Origin of the sequence: Streptomyces sp. NPDC102259, assembly GCF_044766465.1 — a bacterium.
Lineage (GTDB): Bacteria > Actinomycetota > Actinomycetes > Streptomycetales > Streptomycetaceae > Streptomyces.
In genome coordinates, this window is record NZ_JBIWMA010000012.1 from 114,235 (window position 1) to 130,721 (window position 16,487).

The 16,487-nt window shown below is 71.4% G+C and carries 11 protein-coding genes; 5 read left to right on the forward strand and 6 right to left on the reverse strand.

The genetic code is table 11. From position 1 onward, the window contains the following. Positions 1-69: 69 nt before the first annotated feature. Positions 70-534, reverse strand: a complete 465-nt coding sequence (locus tag ACIRPU_RS26165; RefSeq protein ID WP_403871521.1) for a hypothetical protein — start codon at positions 532-534, stop codon at positions 70-72. Positions 535-777: 243 nt separating this feature from the next. On the opposite strand from ACIRPU_RS26165, the gene ACIRPU_RS26170 reads away from it, so the two are divergent. The 3 genes from ACIRPU_RS26170 to ACIRPU_RS26180 all read left to right on the forward strand — a co-directional run bounded on the left by ACIRPU_RS26170 (position 778) and on the right by ACIRPU_RS26180 (position 5,060). Then, positions 778-1,899 carry a PP2C family protein-serine/threonine phosphatase gene (locus ACIRPU_RS26170; protein WP_403871523.1) on the forward strand — a complete coding sequence of 374 codons (1,122 nt, stop codon included), beginning with the start codon at positions 778-780 and terminating at the stop codon, positions 1,897-1,899. Between the two features lie 588 nt (positions 1,900-2,487). Continuing rightward, positions 2,488-3,795, forward strand: coding sequence for a HEAT repeat domain-containing protein (locus ACIRPU_RS26175; RefSeq protein WP_403871525.1), 1,308 nt, complete (start codon positions 2,488-2,490; stop codon positions 3,793-3,795). Positions 3,796-4,151: 356 nt separating this feature from the next. Beyond that, the gene (locus tag ACIRPU_RS26180; protein ID WP_403871527.1) at positions 4,152-5,060 is read left to right on the forward strand and encodes an ANTAR domain-containing protein; all 909 of its coding nucleotides are present in this window, start codon (positions 4,152-4,154) and stop codon (positions 5,058-5,060) included. 24 nt (positions 5,061-5,084) lie between these two features. Here ACIRPU_RS26180 and ACIRPU_RS26185 read toward each other — a convergent pair whose 3' ends face one another. From ACIRPU_RS26185 to ACIRPU_RS26200, 4 genes are all read right to left on the reverse strand, one after another. Beyond that, complete coding sequence (locus ACIRPU_RS26185) at positions 5,085-6,155, reverse strand: LacI family DNA-binding transcriptional regulator (RefSeq protein ID WP_403871529.1); 1,071 nt, start codon at positions 6,153-6,155, stop codon at positions 5,085-5,087. A gap of 95 nt (positions 6,156-6,250) precedes the next feature. Then, positions 6,251-8,794, reverse strand: a complete 2,544-nt coding sequence (locus ACIRPU_RS26190; RefSeq protein ID WP_403871531.1) for a beta-galactosidase — start codon at positions 8,792-8,794, stop codon at positions 6,251-6,253. Further along, positions 8,794-10,548, reverse strand: a complete 1,755-nt coding sequence (locus tag ACIRPU_RS26195) for a beta-galactosidase (protein ID WP_403871533.1) — start codon at positions 10,546-10,548, stop codon at positions 8,794-8,796. Before ACIRPU_RS26195 ends, ACIRPU_RS26190 begins: the two co-directional genes overlap by 1 nt. A 277-nt stretch (positions 10,549-10,825) precedes the next feature. Further along, positions 10,826-12,148: an MFS transporter gene (locus ACIRPU_RS26200; RefSeq protein WP_403871535.1), complete on the reverse strand. Its 1,323-nt coding sequence runs from the start codon at positions 12,146-12,148 to the stop codon at positions 10,826-10,828. Positions 12,149-12,698: 550 nt separating this feature from the next. Here ACIRPU_RS26200 and ACIRPU_RS26205 point away from each other — a divergent pair. Then, positions 12,699-14,120 (forward strand): acyltransferase, encoded by a 1,422-nt coding sequence (locus tag ACIRPU_RS26205; protein ID WP_403871537.1) that lies wholly within the window; start codon positions 12,699-12,701, stop codon positions 14,118-14,120. Positions 14,121-14,275: 155 nt separating this feature from the next. Here the strand turns inward: ACIRPU_RS26205 and ACIRPU_RS26210 are convergent, their stop codons facing one another. Then, complete coding sequence (locus tag ACIRPU_RS26210; RefSeq protein ID WP_403871539.1) at positions 14,276-15,451, reverse strand: Ku protein; 1,176 nt, start codon at positions 15,449-15,451, stop codon at positions 14,276-14,278. A 55-nt stretch (positions 15,452-15,506) separates the two neighbouring features. Between ACIRPU_RS26210 and ligD the strand changes: the two genes are divergently transcribed. Next, positions 15,507-16,388: a non-homologous end-joining DNA ligase gene (ligD, locus tag ACIRPU_RS26215; protein ID WP_403871541.1), complete on the forward strand. Its 882-nt coding sequence runs from the start codon at positions 15,507-15,509 to the stop codon at positions 16,386-16,388. Positions 16,389-16,487 lie beyond the last annotated feature (99 nt).

Consider the following 16,487-nt stretch of genomic DNA (forward strand, 5'->3'; position numbering starts at 1 on the left):
CCCGATGCGCCAGGACAGAGCTCGTCACCGTCAGGGCAGCCTGTGTGCGAAGCCCCCCAGGACGGGCTCTCAGGGCCTTCGTCTGCTCTCGCCGCTTACTCCGCAGTCCAGGTTCTCCATCACGGAGCAGCGGTCGCCGATGCCCGAGGGCTGTCCGTCCTGCGGGTTCAGGAGGCGTCTTCCGAGCGTACCCGGGCCGGTTGCACGTCGCTGAGTGGAGGGGAGAACCCCTCCGGGAACCATCATGAGGGGCTGGGGCCACATGTTCTCGGGTTCGTGGCGTTCGCAGTGGACGGCGACGAGATGCGCCCCTTCCCCACAGTCGTCGTGCCGGTAGTAGCGGTCATGCGTCTGACAGAAGTACGGGAACGTCGAGCAGTCCTCCTCATCCACCGGCTCGTAGAAGTCCGGATCACACACGACCCGCGTCACCGGTTCCTGCCGGTTGAACCTGGGGATGGGCCGGGGATCACAGCACAGCAGCCGAGAGGGAAGCACGCCACCATCTTCCTCCCGGCCGACGATGCTCCTCATGGGCATCAAGGACATGGCTACAGCCGGACCATCGTTCTCCGCTCCCCCGCCTCCCAGCTCCCTGCTTTCCCGTGCGGTCGAACGGTTGAACGGTTATAGCGCCGGAGCTGAGCTGATGGCTCAGGGTGTGGATAGCGGCCAGGGCGAGCCGGGGGCCGTCTGGCGATCATGCGCGAGCGGGTGTGGCCCGGGACGGCTCCGTAGGCGTGGGCGCTGAGCCGTAATGGGGTGTATTCAGGACATATGGTTCCTGGACGCCTCAAGGCTCATCGTTTGTCACGGGAGCCACGTCTTGTCCTGCTGGCGGTACCGATCGCGCTGATCATGCTGGTCACGGTGGTCGACATCCTGGCTCCGTCCGGTGTCCACCTCGGGCCGTTCCTGGTCGCCGCGCCCGCTGTCACAGCGTCGTTCGCCGGCCCCCGGCCGACCGCAAGTATCGGCGCGCTCGCCGTCCTGGCCCAAGTCGTGGTCGCGGCGGTGCGCACCAGCCTCGTCGATCTGAACCACACCTTCCAGCTGATCACTCTGATCCTGATGTCGGCGTTCGCGACCGTCTTCGCCGCACGGCGAGAACGCCGTGAAAGGCAGCTGACGCAGTTGCGCTCGGTAGCGACTGCCGCGCAAGAGGTGGTGCTCAAGCCGCTTCCTCAGCGGATCGGTCCGTTACGCATCGCCTCGGTCTACCTGGCCGCCCAATCCGAGGCGCAGATCGGCGGTGACCTGTATGCCGCCGCCCGCACGGAGCAAGGAACCCGGATCATCATCGGTGACGTCAGGGGCAAGGGCCTGGAGGCGGTCGGGGACGCCGCCCTCCTCCTCGGCGCGTTCCGGAGCGCGGCACACCGGCAGGCCGACCTCTCCGCGCTGGTCACCTTCCTGGAGGGGACCGTCTCCTCGGACCTGGACGACCCCGCGGCCCCCGACGTCGCGACCGAGGATCGCGGCGAGGCGTTCATCACCGCCGCCGTGATGGACATCCCGGACGACGAGCCGGTTCTTCACCTGATCAACTGCGGTCACCCCCCGCCCCTGCTGCTGCGTCGCGGCCAGGTCGGTCTGCTCGAAACGCGCCAACCGGCGCCGCCTCTGGGTCTCACCGAATTCGTGAGTACCGACCTCACCGCGGAAGCATTCGCCTTCGAGCCCGGTGACATCGCCCTTCTCTACACGGACGGTGTCATCGAAGCCCGCGACCGGGACGGCACGTTCTACCCGCTTGCGGAACGGGTGATCGGCAAGGCCGCCAAGGGTCCCGACGCCCTCCTGGCCCACTTGCGCAAGGACCTGATGCGTCATGTCGGCGACCATCTGGGCGACGACGCCGCCATGGTGGCGATCGAGCGCATGCCACGGCCGTCCTGAAGGCAGCGAATCAACAGGCATGTGCCTGTCGTGAATACTGACCGCCGCGGCCGCTAATCCGTTTCTCTCCGGTAACAGCCCGGAGAGCTGCTGGAGGAGTGGAACTTGGGCAGGTCATTGCGGAAAAAGAAGATCTTCCTCTGATCGGCACCTCTAATTTCACTGACAGCTTCCTTCGACATGATCAGGCAGAATCTTCTGACCAAAGGATCGCGATTCCCGGAGCGACCCAACCGAAGCGATCCCTCGTATCGACCGGACTGAAAGCCCCAATTATCATCCCGAAACGGGAATGTCGGCCGGCTGGGTCGCCAGTCCACTCCGTTTCGTTCACGCCTCTAATTTTCCTGCGATCACGGTCGTCGGCCTGTGACGTTGCTCCAAATGCAGCACGATGAAGACCCCGAGTCCGTCCGTCCAGCTACCTGCTTCCGAGTCGGTTACTTCAAGCGCGGCCTGCCCTGCGGCGCCGGGTTCTCGGGGTGTTGGACGACGGGGACTCCCCGGTCGGAGCGGCGGAGTGGCGGAGTGGCGGAGTGGCGGAGTGGCGGAGACTGGCACAGTGCCGGATGCGCTGGAGGGAACGTGGTGGGCAGCGGCTTGGTATGGGACCTGGGGGTGCCGGACGGACGCGAAGGCGCGGCGGATGCGTTGGCCGCTCTCGGGAGCGACGCGGTGGAGTGGCTGGTGCGGGAGTTGGCGGACGAGGAATCTTCCGTGGACTGGCGGCCGATTGCGGCCGTGATGGGGAGGATCGGGGAAGCTGCCGCCTTCGACGGCCTTCTCCGCGGGCTCGCCTCCGCGTCCAGCGAGAGCTCGCGCAAGCGCCTCGGCTTCGCGTTCTGCGGCTTCGGTGCGGCCGCCCTTGAGCGCTACACGGCAGCCCTCTCCCATCCTGTGCCGCATGTGCGCCGGATGGCCGTCCGCGGGTTCCAGCGCTGCGGCGACGCTGCCCGGTCCGCGGTCGCTGTGCTGCTGCCGCTGCTCGGGGACCCCGACCGAGAGGTCGCCCAGCAGGCGCAGGACGCCCTGATTCTGCAGGGCGAGCACGTCGTTCCGCTGGTCCGGCGCATCCGGGAACGAGGGCCGGGCCGGCAGCGGGCGCGGGCGTTGACCGTGCTCGCCGAGTTGGGCGGCGAACCGGCACTGTCCCGCGCCGACGTGGCCGCGGTCGAACGGCTCATCCGTGTCAAGCTCCCGGACGACCGGCCGGAAGGCATGTGGGCGTGCTGGAATCACTGGATGGCCGTCCCCGGCGGTGACCAGGCCGGAATCATGCGCGTCCTCGGCCTGGTCGATCCCAGGCCCGTGACCTTCGCTCTCGGCAACGACGTCGTCGACACCGACAGCCACGGCTTCGGGCCGGAGGACCCGTACAGCGGCTACGAACGGGTCTTCGTGACGCCCGAACTGGACGGCTGGACCCTCGTTCTCGGTGCCTGGTGCGACCCGTGCGGCGAGGAGCGCGGTGACGACGTCCTGCGCCTGTGCACGGAACTCAGCGCCCGCTACGGCCAGGCACACGCGTACTACTACGGCGGCCAGGGCGACGGCTCCGCCTGGATCGTGGCCGAGCACGGGACCGTCGTCCGGCGGTACTGCGAAACAGAGGAGGGCGAGGACGAATTGCTCACGCTCGGCGAGCCCCTGCCGTTCGAGCGGGCGCGCCGCGTGGAGCTGGGCCTCACGCCCGAGTGGGATGCCGGGCAGGAGGACCAGGACGACGAAGACGAGTGGCGATGGGCCGCCCACGACATGGCTGCCGACCTCGCCCACTCCTATGGAGTCAGTCCCCTGCACACCGGCCCCGACACACCGTCCCGGGGAACCGGCGTCATCGCCCTGACCCCGTACGGCCTCGCCCATGGCGTGCCGGCGGGGGCCTACCGCATCTGATGACAGGAGAAAGATCCGTGACTTCTTCCTGTTGTTGCCTCAGCCACTCGAAGTAGGTCGCTTTCGGTACGCGCCTGCGTTCGGGGACGCCGATGATGCGCCGTACGCTCCCGCACTCGGCCGAGTTGTCCCTGACCCACCGCAATACCGTGTCGTAGCAGGAATGCCATCCGCTGTGACGGAAGTCGCCGACGGTTTCTGACGGCCACGGAAGGCGGCGGGTTTACTCGGCGAGCTTCCGGTTAGCCGTTGGCAGTGCTTGGTAAGGAGGAACGTCCCCGGCGGGCCGGGGAGGCGCCCGCCGGGTTCGTCGTTGTCCGGCTCGATCGGACTCACCCCGGATTGGAGCCCTTGATATGAGCCAGCTGCCCCGACATCCGGCCGAAGGGGGCTCGGCGGCCCACGTGCCCGACTCCGGGTCCGAGACCGAGACCGAGTCCGGGGGCGAGTCCGGGGGTGAACAGGGACACGTAATGCGGTGGCGGCAGGATGATCTTGATCTGCGCAACCGTCTGTACGGCCATGCCGGAGTCACCCGCGCCGAAGGGGTGTTGCTCCAGCGCTACGGCCTCGGCTCCACCGACGAGGCGTTCGCGCTACTGAAGGCAGCGTCCCAGCAGTTCAACATCAAGCTCTCCACACTCGCCGACGCGGTCGTACGCACACCCGCGCCCGATCCCGACGCCGAGCTCTGGTTCCCGGGCCGGGTGCGGCGCGGCCCGCCCGCGCTTCCCGGTCTCCCCGTGGAGCGCGGCCACGGCACCAGCCAGGGCGCTGTCGTCTCGGCCGCCCTGCAACGGGTGCTGTCGATCACCCAGACGCCCATGGGCAACGTCCAGCTGAGCGAGAAGGGTCGGCTCCGCCTGGCCCGGCACACTGGCCTGAACAGGTACTTCTGCGACTTCTTCGCCTTCGTCGACGCCCCTACGACCTCCTGCGCGCAGGCGGCCGGCCAGCGTCGGCAGGTCACCGTGCGGGATGTGGAGTCGGCGCCGGTGTTCGACGAAGCCTCCCGCCACGCCATCCTCCAAGCGGGCAGTCGGGCCGCGCACAGTGTTCCGCTGGTGAACCGGCTGGGCGTGCCGCTGGGCATGGTGTCCTCCCATCACGAGCGGCCGCTGAAGGGTTTCACCCACGCCGAGCTGGCCGCGCTCCGGCAGACGGGCAGCGACGTCGGCCGGTGGCTGGCCTGGCACTGGAACACCGTCGTACTGGACGCCCTGGAGCAGCTTCATGCCGCGGCCGCGCGGGGCACGCACGATTGAGCCCGGTCGGCCCGGTCCGTCGGGTCAGCGCGGGACGGTGGTGCTGTGGCGAACGCACAGGTCGACGGGGACGACCGTGAGCGGGCTTCCGGGGGTCGACGGGCTGTCGATGCGGTTCAGCAGGATGCGGAGGGAGATCGTGCCGATGTCCGTGAAGTCGGTACGGATCGTGGTCAGCGGCGGGAGGAAGTGGGCGGCCTCCGGGATGTCGTCGTAGCCGACGACGCTGACGTCCTCCGGGACCCGGCGGCCCGCCTCGTACAGGGCGCGCAGGACGCCGAGGGCCATCTGGTCGTTCGACACGAAGACCGCGGTGACGGACGCGTCCTTCGCCAGTTCACGGCCCAGGTCGTAGCCGGAGTCGGCGCTCCAGTCGCCGATGAGGGGGGCGTGCACCTCGGCTCCGGCCTCCTCGAGGGTGGCGCGCCAGCTCTCCGCGCGGCGGTCCGCCGAGGTCCAGCCGGTCGGGCCCGCAAGGTGGTGGACCGTGGGGTGGCCGAGGGAGAGGAGGTGCTGGGTGGCCTTGCGGCCGCCGGTGCGGGCGTCCGAGGTGACCATGGGGGTGCCGTCACCGAGGTCGTTGTCCATGACGACCAGGGGGGTGTCCAGGTGGGCCTCGGCCAGGGCCCGCGCCACCCGGACCTGGGGCGCGATCGCGATCACGCCGTCCGCGCCCTCCGCCGACAGCCGGTCCGCGGCCCGCACCACCGTGTCCCGGTCCGCGGTGTCCAGCGCGATCGAGCTCACCAGGTAACCGGCTTCCTGCGCCGCCGTGTTGATCGCGGTCAGGGTCGAGGCGGGGCCGTAGCGGGCCGCGTCGAAGGAGATCACGCCGAGCATGCGGGTGCGGCCGCTGGCCAGCGAGCGGGCGCTGCTGCTGGGGCGGTAGCCGAGCGTGCGCATCGCCGCCCGGACCGCCTCCCGGGTCTCGGCGCGGACGGCCGGATGTTCGTTGAGCACCCGGGAGACCGTCTGCTTGGAGACTCCGGCCAGTTTCGCGACGTCGTCCATGACCGGACGTGAGCCCGCGAAGTTGCGTCTGCTCCGTCCCCTGCTCGCCGGGCCGGCCGGGCCGTCGGCGGCGCTTCGGGTCATGGTGGGGGCTTCTTCCTCGGGACTGGTCCGGGGCCGTTCGCACTGGGCCGCCCGGCGGACCCACAGGATAGGCCGGGCACACGAGGAAGCGGGGGTCAGGTCGTGCCGAGCCTCCAGGTGCGGGTCGTGATCCGTTCGGCGTGCCGTACCTCGGCGATGCCGGGTCGCGGGGTGACGGGAAGGTGGACCGCCGCGTCGGCGGCGAGCGGCAGGATCCGTAGGGTGAGCGGCTCGCCGGGCGGCAGTCGGTCGAGCGCGATGTCCCACGGGCGGCCCGTGAAGAACTGGTCGGCGACCAGCGTGTCCCCCACGTAGGCGCGGGCCACGTCGCCGGTCCAGTGCAGGCGCAGCAGATCGGCGCCGGGCGGGGCGGCCGGGGCGCCCGCCGGGTAAGCCGGTACGTCGACGCGGTAGACGGCCGCCCTCGTGGCGTAATGCTCGTCCGCGGGGGCGCTCGCCCGGTCCAGCACGCCCGTCTCCGGGGCCGGTGGCGGGCCCGCCGGGCGGAGCGCGGTGAGGGCGGGGGCGGGGACGGTGGGCACGTCCTCGTCGGGGACGAGCGTGTAGCGGGTCAGGGCGCCGTCCTGGCTCTCCTTCACGGTGGCACCGGGCGCCGCCGGTGGGCGGGGCGGGGCCGGGAGGACGGAAACGGAGACGGATGCGGAAACGGAGGTGGAGGTGGAGGTGGAGGTGGAGGTGGAGGTGGAGGTGGAAACGGAGGTGGAGGCCGTCGGGGCGGGGGTGCGGGGCCCGTCGTCGTCCGGGCCGTCCGCGCCCTCCGCGACGCTGTTCTCGTCGTCCGAGGGGCGGGGGTGGATGCGTACCTCGCCGTTCGGCGCGTCGAAGACCACGCCATCGGCGCACAGGACGAGCCGTTGCGCGCCCCAGGCCTCGCCCCGGTAGGCGGTGCGGGCGGTGGCCGCGTCCAGGACCAGGAGGGCGACCCGGTCGCCGGCCGCTGTCTCCGCCTCGACCAGGGCGTCCGTGCCGGGGCGCAGGCCGGTGATCAGGATGCGGTCGTCGTCGGTCACGGCCGTGACCTCCGCACCGGGCGGGGCGGCGATGTTCGTCACCGTCCTCGCGTCCAGGGCCAGTTCGGGTGTGATGCCGTCCGTCGCCGCCAGGACCAGGATCGTACGGCCGTCGTCGTCCACGATCGTGCAGACCGGCTGGGCGGTGGCCCAGTCCAGGCGCAGGCCCGCCACGTCCAGCCGCAACGGCCAGCAGAAGTAGGCGCCCGAGGGGACGGTGACGGGGGTGCTGGGGAGGGTGAGGGGCGGGGCTTCGGGGAAGCCGATCGTGAAGCTGGTGTCCGGATGGTCCGGGAGCGGCTCGTGCGGCTGGTGGTTGGTGACGAAGAGGAAGCCCGCGGCGCGCCCGTCGCCGCGGACCGCCCAGCGCAGGGTGTCGCGGTCGTGCTGGCCGCGCGGACGGCCGTCCGGCAGCACCGACCGCATGGGGGCGATGACCTCGCCGAAGTCCGCCAACAGCAGGTGCTGGAGGCGGAGTTCGTCGTAGGAGGGGCGGTACTGGCCGTACTCGCCGAGGGGCGCCTGGAAGTCGTACGTCAGGACGGGGAGGTCGTTGGGGTAGGCGGTGGCGTGGGACTCCTGGAGGGTCGTCCGCTCCCCCGTCGGGTTGGTGCCGCCGTGGAACATGTAGTAGCCCTGCCAGACCGAGCCGCAGCCGATCTTCGTGAGGCCGAGGGCGCCGATGTCGGCGGCGTCGACGCGCGGGCGGCGGTGGTAGGCGACGGCCATGCCGCCGCCCAACTCGCAGGTGGCCCAGGGGAACTTGTCCGCGTAGGCGTCGGGATCCGCGCCGCGCACGGTCGTCGGGCGCAGGTCGGCGCCGATGCCCTCGTCGTCGCGCTGGTGGGTGAAGAAGAAGTGCTTGCGGCAGGTGTCGGGCCAGCCGCCGTCGGCCTCGGTCCAGAAGGCCTCGGGGTAGCCGCCGTAGAGGGGGAGCAGTTCGTCGTCGGGGAGGTGGACCCCGCCCCATGCCGTCGAGGTCCAGAGGGGGGCGCTGAGGCCGGCCTCCTGGGCCATGCGCTTGAGGGTGCGCAGGTGGCCGGGCCGGTCGTAGAGCTCGTTCTCGATCTGGATCGCCACGATCGGGCCGTCGTGCGCCCGGTCCAGGCCGTCGAGTTGCGACGCGATCGCCTCCAGCCAGGGGCGGACGGCGGCCAGGTACGCCGGGTCGTCGGTGCGCGGGGCCGTGGTGCGGGCGAGGACCCAGTCGGGGAGGCCGCCGTTGCGGACCTCCGCGTGCGACCAGGGGCCGATGCGGGGGACGAAGTCCAGGCCGTGACGGGCGCAGAGCAGGGCGAAGCGACGCAGGTCGCGGTCGCCGTCGAAGCGGACGCGGCCCTCGGTCTCCTCGTGGTGGATCCAGATGACGTACGAGGCGACGACCGAGACCCCGCCCGCCTTCATCTTCAGCAACTCCTCCTCCCACTCCCGGGCCGGGTACCGGGAGTAGTGGAACTCGCCCGAGACCGGGAACCAGGGACGGCCGCCCCGGGTCAGCCAGCGGCTGGTCACCTCGATCGGGTCGGGTGCGGTGGGGGCGTCGGCGAAGGGGAGGTGGCCTCGGAGCGGGGGCGCGGGGGGCGGCGGAATGCTCACCCGGTGCCGCATCAGGACTGCTCCGGGCCGAGGTCGGGGGTGTCGGTGAGGTGGGCGTCGAGGGTGGTGGTGCCGTGCAGTTCGAGGACGACCAGCTCGTTGACGCCGGGGCGCAGGGCGGGGGCCGGGACGTAGAGGGTGTGCTGCGGGCCGCGGTTCCAGTAGCGGCCGAGGTGGAACCCGTTGACCCAGGCCTGGCCCTTGGTCCAGCCGGGGAGGGAGAGGAAGGTGTCGGCGGGGGTCCGCACCTCGAACGTGCCGCGGTGGAAGGCGGGTTCGGCGGAGGTGGAGGCCTCGGCGGGGGCGAAGGCGGCGTTGACCGGCACGTCGTCCAGGGGCAGTGCGTGGGAGTCCCAGCCGTGCAGGGGCGCGCCGTCGAGCGTCACCGGGCCCAGCAGGCCCTTGGCGACGCCGATGCGGGGGCCGTAGTTGACCCGGCCCATGTTCTCCACGAGCACCTCGAGCACGGCGTCGGGGCGGGGGACGTGGACGGGCAGGGTCTCGTCGTAGCGCTCGCGTTCGAGGACGCCCGCGGGGGCGCCGTCCAGGAAGACCTGGGCGCGGTCGCCCACACCGCCGGCGAAGTGCAGCAGGCCGGCGCCGGGGGCGGGGACGGTGGTCCGGTACAGGGTGTACCCGGCGCGTTGGCCCAGCTCGTCGGCGGAGCGGGGGTCCGTGGCGTGCACGGGGCGGTCCGCGAGGGGCAGGAGCGGGGCGCGGTGGGTCAACCGGACGGTGGTCGGGGGCAGTTTGGGCGACGGGGCGGGCGCCGGCTCGTCCGGGACCGGGGCGTGGCGGGCGATGACCTCACGGAAGGCGTGGTACTTCGGGCCCGGGTCGCCGCTCTCGGTGAGCGGGGCGTCGTAGTCGTAGGAGGTGACGGTCGGCACGTAGGCGTGGTGGTGGTTGGCGCCGTTGGTGTAACCGAAGTTGGTGCCGCCGTGGAACATGTAGATGTTGACGGAGGCGCCCGCCGAGAGGAGCCGGTCGAGGTCGGCGGCGGCGTCCTCGGCGTCCCTTCCGTGGTGCGGACCACCCCAGTGGTCGAACCAGCCGATCCAGAACTCCCCGCACATCAGGGGGCCTTCGGGTTGTGCCTCGCGGAGCCGCTGGAGGGACTGCTCCACACGGCTGCCGAACGTGCCGGTGGCGAGGACTCCGGGCAGCACGCCGTTCTTGAGGTGATCGCCGTCGGTCTGGTCGCAGGTGAAGAGGAGCTCCTCGACGCCGCGTGAGCGGAGCGAGTGCTCGAGGTGCTTGAGGTAGGCGATGTCGTCGCCGTAGGCGCCGTACTCGTTCTCCACCTGTACGGCGATGACCGGGCCGCCCGACGCCGCCATGTGCGGCAGGAGCGGCGGGAGGAGGAGGTCCAGGTAGCGGTCCACGACGTCCGTGAAGCGGGGGTCGCTGGTGCGCAGGCGGATGTCGGGGTCGGTGGTGAGCCAGTGGGGCAGGCCACCGCCGTCCCACTCGGCGCAGATGAAGGGGCCGGGGCGGAGGAGGACGTGCAGGCCCTCCGCGGCGGCGAGGCGCAGGAAGCGGGGCAGGTCGAGGAGTCCGTCGAGGACGAGGGTGCCGGGTTCGGGCTGGTGGAGGTTCCACGGGATGTACGTCTCGACCGTGTTCAGGCCCATGAGGCGGGCCTTGCGCAGCCGGTCGCCCCACTGGTCGGGGTGGACGCGGAAGTAGTGCAGAGCGCCGGAGAGGATGCGGAACGGTTCACCGTGCAGGAGGAAACCGTCGGAGGTCGTGGTCAGGGTCGGCATGCGGGTCCCTTCGTCGGGGCGGACGTGCGGGTGCGTGCTGTGCGGGTGCGTGCTATTCGGGTACTGGTGCGTGCTGTGCTGGTGGTGCGAGTGGTGCGTGCCGTGCCGGTACTGGTGGTGCGGGTGGTGTGTGCCGTGCTGGTACTGGTGGTGCGAGTGCTTGTGCCGGCACTCGTGTTCGTGCCGCTGCCGGACCACCCCGGGCCACCGGTGCCGCGAGGCGGCTGAGGGGTCGCTGAGGGGCCGCCGAGCGGCGACCGAGAGGGGCGGCGGGTGGTCATTTCGCGGGGTTCGGGTGTGTCGCCCGGGTCAGCCAGAGGGTGGCCGCGAGACAGACGGCGGAGACCGCGGCGAGAAGGAGCGGTACCGCTCGGACGCCGGACCACTCGATGACCTTGCCGAGTGCCGGGCCCGCCGCGACGCCGCCCGTCATGGACGCGGCGATGACGACCGCGCCGGCCCGGCGGGCGTGCGGGGCGGCCCGGTGCAGCCAGGGCAGTCCGGTGGGGAAGATCGGTGCGATGAAGAGGCCCACACCGGCGTAGGCGAAGGGCGCCAGGTCCGGTACGGACGCCAGCAGGAGACAGACGGTCATGCCCGCGCAGGAGACCGTGATGATGGTCTGGGCGGAGAAGCGCAGCGCGATCGGGGCGGCCAGGAAGCGGCCGACGGTCATCATCAGCCAGTACACGGAGGTCGCGGTGGCGGCGACGCCGGCGCTGTGACCGACGGTCTCCAGGTGTGTGGGTTCCCAGCCGCCGACACCCGCCTCGATGCCGACGTGCAGGACGTAGAGGGTGACGAAGACGGCGAGGACGGACCGCAGGGCGCGGTCGGCCGGCGTGGCCGCCCCGGTGGTCGTGGGGTGCCGCGAGGGCTGCGGCAGTCGCGGGGGGTTGTCACGTACGCCGCGCAGACAGAAGAGGAGGGGCAGGTTGGCGAGCGCGAAGACCACGAAGACGACGGGGTAGTGCTCGGCGCCCACCACCCCGATCAGGACCGGGCCGAGGATCGCGCCGATGCCGAAGTGCGCGTTGAGGACGTTGAGCATCGCGGTGGAACGGTGGCCGAAGCCGACCGCGAAGAGTTGGTTGAGGCCGTAGTCGATGCCGCCGAAGCCGAACCCCGCGAGGAGCGCCGCCGTGAGGGCGAGGGGCCAGTTCGGCGCGACCGCGAAGCCTGCCGAGCCGACGGCCATCAGCAGATACGAGGCGGCGAGGATCCGGCGGTTGCCGGTGCGGCCGTACAGCCGGTCGAAGAGGAGGACACCGGCGACCCCGCCGACGAAGTGCGCGCTGAGCCCGAGCCCCGCGGCGGAGGGCGAGAGCCCGAACTCCTCGCGCAGGGCAGGGATGGCGGGCCCGTAGAACGCCTGGAGAGCGCCGATGAGCATGAAGCCGACGCAGGAGGCGACCACGGCGGACGTGGTGAAGACGGGGTCGGGGGCGGCGCTGGTGCGGCTGGCGGCGCCGACGGTGGTGCTGGGGCTGGGGCTGGTATCGACGCCGACGGTGGGGCTGGTGCTGGTTTCGGTGCCGTCGGTGGGGTCCGGCGTGGGCGAGTCGGCCTGGGCGCGCTGCGCCGTGGGGTGGTCGGTCACGCGGACTCCAGAGAGCGGACGGCCCACCTCGGCGTGGGCGTGCGGGTGATGCTCCGACGAACAACGATGTTACCGGTAACATGCAGAGCGTCAAGATGCCTGACGCGCAGTCGACGCTCCGGGACTTCGGGGCTGTGGGCGTTGTCAGTGGGGGCTGTCAGCGGGCGTTGCCGGTGGGCATCGCCCGTGGGGGCTGTCAGTGGCGCTGTCGGCGGACGGTGCCCGTGGGCGCTGTCAGTGGGGGCTGTCAGCATGGAGGCGTGATCGGAGCGGGCGGGTTCGAGTGGCGTGACTTCCTGTCGTGGTGGAGCGGGGAGTGGGCGGACGCGTGGCACGCCGAGGATTCGGCCGGAGCATCGGCCGAGCGGCTTCGGCGGGCCCCCTGACCCGGGGGCGGGCTCGGGGACGAGCCCGGAGGCGGACCTGGAGGCGGGCCTGGGGGCGGGCCCGGGTCGTGGGGGGGGGCCGACGAGTGTCGCCCCGGGAACAGGTTGATTGCGACAAGGACTAGTCGCCGTAGGGGAGTTGGGGGGCGGGCAGCATGCGACGTATGAGCCGAGACCGTTACGTCGACTTCCTGCGGGCCTGGGCGATCCTGCTCGTCGTGTTGGGGCACTGGCTGATCACCGGGCTGATCCGGCATCCGGACGGCGAGATCACCGCCCCGGAACTGCTGGCGACCCTGCCCTGGACGCAGTGGCTGACCCTGGGCTTCCAGATCATGCCGTTGTTCTTCCTCGCCGGTGGGCATGCCGCCGCAGGCTCCTGGGCGCGGGCTCGGGCCGCCGGCGGGAGAGCCGCGGGGTGGGTGGGGCAGCGGGCGGTGCGGCTGCTGCTGCCCACGGCCGTGTACAGCGGCCTCGTGCTGCTCGCCGTCGGGGTGTGCTCCGCGCTCGGCGTGGACCGCGCGACCCTCGCGCTGGTGGGCTGGGCGATGGCCATGCAGTTCTGGTTCCTACCGGTGTATCTGCTGCTCAGCGCCCTGACACCGGTTCTGTACTCCCTTCACGAACGGTGGGGTGTGCGTGTTCCTGTGGGCATGGGCGTGGTGGGACTCGGTGTCGGCGCGCTCATGGCGGCGGGCGACGCGTCCTCGCGCGGCTCGGCCGTCGAGGCGATCGGGGCGCTCAACTACCTGCTCGTGTGGGGGGTCGTCTACCAGCTCGGTCTCTGCTGGCGGGACGGGTTGCTGGGCGGTGACGGACGGACGACGCCGCGAGCACCGGCCCGGGCGTGGGCCATGGCGGTCGGGGGCGGGTTGGGGTTCGCGCTGCTCGTCGGGCCCGGACCGTTTCCCGTCAGTCTGATCCTGGTGACCGGCCAGGAGCTGAGCAACACCGATCCTCCGTCGGCGGCCATGCTCGCGTGGAGCCTGGCCCAGGTGGGGGTGGCCCTGCTGGTCGCCCCGGTCGTACGACGAATACTGGAACGGGCCCGGGTGCGGCGGGCGGTGCGGGCGCTGGGGGCCGGCAGTATGACGCTCTACCTCTGGCACATGGTGCCGGTGCTGATCGTCGCCGCAGCGTTCTACCTGACCGGCCTCGCCCCCGAACCCCGCTACGGCTCGGCGAGCTGGTGGGCACTGCGGGTGCCGTGGCTGCTGGTGCTGGCGGGCCTCCTGGTGGGGGTGGTGTGGGCGCTGCGGCCGCTGGAGCGGGGGCTCGCCTCCGTGGACGTACGCGTGCGGCCCGGCGCGGGGATCCGGGGGGCGGCGGCCTGGCGGATATGGGTCGGGCTCGGCGTGAGCGTCTGGGCGCTGACGTATTTCGCGGGACACGGGTTCGCGTACGGCGGTGAGTTCCCGGTGTGGCCGGCCGTGGGCCTGGGGGTGGGCACGCTGTGCGTGGCCTTCCCTCGCCGGGGCGACGAGAGCGGCGGAAGCCACGGGGGCGACCCCGGCGGTGACGCTGAGAGCCAGGGCGCGGGGCAGGCCCGCCGGAACAATCGAGGACCCCTCAAAGAGGCTGCCTGACCCGACCGCCCTTCGCCTCGCGGGGGGAAGCGAGCGAGTGCCAGGCAGGTGGGTGGGTGGGTGGGTGGGTGGGTGGGCCAGCCGTATGGCGGGTCGGGGGGGGCGAGTGAGTGTGGTGAGGCGGGAGAGGCGGGCCAGGCGGGTTGTGGGCTGCGTCAGGCTGTGCGTTTGCGGGGCGTCGCCTTCTTCGTGGCTGTCTTTTTCGCCGTCGCCCCCTTCGCCGTCGTCTTCTTCGCGGTGGACTTCTTGGCCGTGGTCTTCGATGCCGCCGTGGTCTTCGTCGCCGCCGCCGTTTTGGCCTCGGCCGTGCTCTTCGACGCCGTCGCCTTCTTCGCCGGCGTCGACTTCGCCGTCTTCGCCGTCTTCGCCGTCGACTTCCTCGGGGCCGCCGCGGTCTTCTTCGCCGTCGCCGTCGACGTCGATTTCTTGCCGCCCGTCCCCTTGGGCGCCGTACGGGCCGACCGGCGCTGCGAAAGGTGCCTGACCTCGGCCCCCGACTCCGTCTCCTGGTCCGACTCCTCCTCCGTCCCCGACGATGCCTTCTCCGGTTCCTCGCCGCGCGACTCCTTCGCCGCGCGCACGCTCTTCTCCAGGGCCGCCATCAGATCCAGCACCTTGCCGCTGGACGGCGCGGCGGGGGCCTCGGGGGGCGTCTCGCCGGCCGCCTTCGCCGCCACGACCTCCTCCACCGCCTCGCGGTACTCGTCGTGCAGGTCCTCCAGGTCGACCTCGCCGAGGGTGTCCATCAGGGCGTCCGCGAGGTCGAGTTCCTTGTCCCGGACGGTGACCGAGGTGTCCGGGGCCACGCCGTCCGGTGCGCGGACCTCGTCGGGCCAGAGCAGTCCGTGCATGGCGATCGCCTCGCCGACCACGCGGAGCATCCCGAGGCGCTCGCGGCCACGCAGGGCGTACTTCGCGATCGCCACCTTGTGGCTGCGCTTGAGGGCCTCCCTGAGCAGCGTGTACGGCTTCGCCGCCGGGGCGCCGCCCGCCTGGAGGTAGTAGGCCGCGTCCATCTGGAGCGGGTCGATCCGGTCGGCCGGGACGAAGGCCACGATCTCGATGGTCCTGGCGGTCGGGAGCGGCAGATGGGACAGGTCCTCTTCGGTGATCGGGATGATCGTGCCGTCCGCGTCCTCGTACCCCTTGCCGATCTCCGCCGAGCTCACCTCGCGGTCCTCCAGCTCGCAGACCTTGCGGTAACGGATGCGGCCGCCGTCCTCCGTGTGGATCTGGCGGAAGGAGATCGAGTGGCTCTCCGTGGCGTTCACCAGCTTGATCGGGATGCTGACGAGGCCGAAGGAGATGGCGCCGTTCCAAATGGATCTCACGTGCAGCGCCCTCCTGAATGAGCCTTATGTGACGGTTTCATGTGATTCTCATCGTATGACGCCGATCACTGAGGTGGAGGGGAGACGGCTCGCGCTCAGCAATCTGGAGAAGGTGCTGTATCCGGCGACCGGCTTCACCAAGGGCGAGGTACTGCACTACTACGCGACCGTCGCCGACGCCCTGCTCCCCCATCTGCGCGACCGGCCGCTGTCCTTCCTGCGCTACCCGGACGGGCCCGACGGGCAGATCTTCTTCGCGAAGAACGTGCCGCCGGGGACGCCCGAATGGGTCACCACCGCCGAGGTGCCCCGGTCGGAGGGGCCCGCCCGGATGGTGGTCGTGCAGGATCTGCCGACCCTGGTCTGGGCGGCGAACCTCGTCACGGAGTTCCATACGCCCCAGTGGGTGATCCAGGATCCCGAGACCGCCGACCGGCTCGTCCTCGACCTCGATCCCGGCGTGCCCGCGACCGTCGTCGAGTGCTGCGAGGTCGCGGTGTGGCTGCGGGAGCGGCTCGCGGCGGACGGGATCGAGGCGTTGGCGAAGACGTCCGGGTCGAAGGGTCTGCATCTGCTGGCGGCGGTGCGGGGGGCCTCCTCCGAACGGGTCACGGAGTACGCGAAGCAGCTGGCCGTGGAGGCGGAGCGGGCGATGCCCCGGCTGGTTCTGCACCGGATGACGCGGAGTCTGCGGCCGGGGAAGGTGTTCGTGGACTGGAGCCAGAACGCGGCGCGGAAGACGACCGCGACGCCGTACACCTTGCGGGCGCGGGCCGAGCCGACCGTGTCGGCGCCGGTCACCTGGGAGGAGGTCGAGGAGTGTCGGTCCGCGGGGACGCTCACGTTCTCGGCGTCCGACATCGCTCCGCGGGTTCAGGACTTCGGGGATCTGCTGGCGCCGCTGCTCGATGCCGGGCGGGCGGGGGCGGTGCCCTGATCTGGCCTTCGGGCCCGTTCCTTCTTCTCCCGCCCCTTCTTCTCGGGCCCGCCCCTTCCTCTCGGGCCCGCCCCTTCCTCTCGGGCCCGCGCGATTCTC

What these genes read in the sequence shown, in the direction of transcription:
- ACIRPU_RS26165 (WP_403871521.1), bottom strand. Translation starts at nt 534, where the DNA reads ATGAGGAGCATCGTCGGCCGGGAGGAAGATGGTGGCGTGCTTCCCTCT.
- ACIRPU_RS26170 (WP_403871523.1), top strand. Translation starts at nt 778, where the DNA reads ATGGTTCCTGGACGCCTCAAGGCTCATCGTTTGTCACGGGAGCCACGT.
- ACIRPU_RS26180 (WP_403871527.1), top strand. Translation starts at nt 4,152, where the DNA reads ATGAGCCAGCTGCCCCGACATCCGGCCGAAGGGGGCTCGGCGGCCCAC.
- ACIRPU_RS26185 (WP_403871529.1), bottom strand. Translation starts at nt 6,155, where the DNA reads ATGACCCGAAGCGCCGCCGACGGCCCGGCCGGCCCGGCGAGCAGGGGA.
- ACIRPU_RS26190 (WP_403871531.1), bottom strand. Translation starts at nt 8,794, where the DNA reads ATGCGGCACCGGGTGAGCATTCCGCCGCCCCCCGCGCCCCCGCTCCGA.
- ACIRPU_RS26195 (WP_403871533.1), bottom strand. Translation starts at nt 10,548, where the DNA reads ATGCCGACCCTGACCACGACCTCCGACGGTTTCCTCCTGCACGGTGAA.
- ACIRPU_RS26205 (WP_403871537.1), top strand. Translation starts at nt 12,699, where the DNA reads ATGAGCCGAGACCGTTACGTCGACTTCCTGCGGGCCTGGGCGATCCTG.
- ligD (WP_403871541.1), top strand. Translation starts at nt 15,507, where the DNA reads ATGACGCCGATCACTGAGGTGGAGGGGAGACGGCTCGCGCTCAGCAAT.